The 1,735-nt window shown below is 34.3% G+C and carries 3 protein-coding genes and 1 pseudogene; 3 read left to right on the forward strand and 1 reads right to left on the reverse strand.

Annotated features, from left to right (window positions below; translation table 11 throughout):
* Positions 1 to 326 (reverse strand): annotated as a pseudogene (locus EKM69_RS11695) (site-specific integrase); the annotation flags it as partial.
* Positions 327 to 411: 85 nt separating this feature from the next.
* Here EKM69_RS11695 and EKM69_RS11700 point away from each other — a divergent pair.
* From EKM69_RS11700 to EKM69_RS11715, 3 genes are all read left to right on the forward strand, one after another.
* Positions 412 to 675 carry an AbrB/MazE/SpoVT family DNA-binding domain-containing protein gene (locus tag EKM69_RS11700; RefSeq protein WP_001748109.1) on the forward strand — a complete coding sequence of 88 codons (264 nt, stop codon included), beginning with the start codon at positions 412 to 414 and terminating at the stop codon, positions 673 to 675.
* Positions 669 to 1,013, forward strand: coding sequence for a type II toxin-antitoxin system PemK/MazF family toxin (locus tag EKM69_RS11705; RefSeq protein WP_125711244.1), 345 nt, complete (start codon positions 669 to 671; stop codon positions 1,011 to 1,013). The genes EKM69_RS11700 and EKM69_RS11705 overlap by 7 nt, the downstream gene beginning before the upstream one ends.
* Positions 1,014 to 1,366: 353 nt before the next feature.
* Positions 1,367 to 1,735 (forward strand): DUF4430 domain-containing protein (locus tag EKM69_RS11715; RefSeq protein ID WP_164505940.1); only part of this gene is annotated, 369 nt, incomplete at its 3' end.

Consider the following 1,735-nt stretch of genomic DNA (forward strand, 5'->3'; position numbering starts at 1 on the left):
GAAGGAAAGAGCCATTCAGAATCCAGCTTATGATCAAGCAGCCATTGACGGTACAATAAGAGCTCTGTTTGAACAGGTTTAAGGTACAAGGTATTAGGTTTACCAGTTTTTCGGTCATGAATAAACGCATTTTGTTTAATAGAACCGTCTGGATTAAAAATATCGGTTTGTTTTAAGCGCATGACATCACTGACCCGCAACAGTGTCGCTTTGCCAACTTGAAAAACTGTATAGTTACGTCGGCCAGCTTTAAAGTTATTGAGTAAGGTATCTTGAACCTCTTTAAGAACGTTTGAATCTTTGATGGGTAAAACAACTTGTTGCATGTAAATGACCTCCAGTAAGAATATTTGCATTGTGTATCTACACGGGATATACTTGACTTATAATAATAATTTAGGAGGGGGAAATATGGAACTTATTAAAGAACAAACACGCTTAGCAAAGTGGGGAAACTCGAAAGCTGCTAGAATTCCTAGCCAAATTATTAAACAACTGAAATTAGATGATAACCAAGATATGACAATAACCATTGAAAATGGATCAATTGTTTTAACACCAATAAAAAAGAACCCAACCAATATTCACGAACTATTTAAGGATTGGCAAGATGACGGGAAAAGGGATCACGAGCTTGATTGGGGAAAGTCAGAAGGTAATGAACTTCAATGGTAAGCCAAGGTGATATATTTTATGTTAACTTTAATCCAAGCCGTGGTCATGAACAGATGAATAAGCGACCAGCCATTGCTCTAAGCAATGATTTAGTCTGTCAGACGAGTAACATGACGATTGTGGCTCCAATTAGCAGTACCAAGCGTAATTTTCCAATGTATCATCGACTAACTAGTAGTCAAACAGTATATGGAAAAGTATTATTAGATCAAACCATAGCCTTAGATTTACTGGCAAGACATGTCACTGATGAAACTATTGTCGATCATGTATCGCGTGAGGAACTAGAAGAAATAATCACTTTGTACAAATTATTGTTTAGTATTGATGACAAATAGAAGAAGTCATTTCTTTAATATTAAAACAAATAACCCCCAACATCTATATTATAGATGTTGGGGGTTATTTTAACAATGATTTTGAGGGGTTATTTGTATATTATAGACCCTATATATTCATAGCCCCTTTCTGTTTGGTGTTAAAGTATTAGTCATCGATGTCATGCACTATCTTGTTTAGCTCCGTTTTGATGGAACTGGAAATATTTTCTAAATTGAAATGATTATATATTTCTTTATCCTTAAGCATCCTTTTTTGTGCCTTATTTAATTGGATGGTTTTTAAATTATTATTTTCGTCTGCCTTTTCTTTGTTATAATAAAAATCGTTGTACAAATCGAGGAGGAAAATAATGAAAAAGATTACAGCATTTTTATTGTCATTATTAATGTTACTAGGGGTATTCGCTCCAGCAACTGCAACAACCGTTCAAGCTAAGGCTTCCGAGAATATCAAAGCTACTTACACTTTGAAGAAGAATAAAAAGAAGATTGCCAAGAAAACTATCACATTGAAAAAGAATGCCACTGTTACTGATGGTCTTAAAAAAGGCTGGAAAGTTAACGACAAAGGCGGCTTTATCACAGCTATCGACGGTCACAAACAAAATAACAAGAAGAAAATTTACTGGACATTCACTGTTAATGGCAAACAAGTTAACGTTTCAGCTGACAAAAAGAAATTACACAACAAAGACAAAGTTGTTTTCAAATTATCAAAA

Source organism: Companilactobacillus zhongbaensis, from assembly GCF_003946515.1.
Taxonomy (GTDB): Bacteria; Bacillota; Bacilli; order Lactobacillales; family Lactobacillaceae; genus Companilactobacillus; species Companilactobacillus zhongbaensis.

Bases quoted from the DNA above. Each gene is read 5' to 3' on its own strand.
- EKM69_RS11705 (WP_125711244.1), top strand. From the start codon at position 669: ATGGTAAGCCAAGGTGATATATTTTATGTTAACTTTAATCCAAGCCGT.
- EKM69_RS11700 (WP_001748109.1), top strand. From the start codon at position 412: ATGGAACTTATTAAAGAACAAACACGCTTAGCAAAGTGGGGAAACTCG.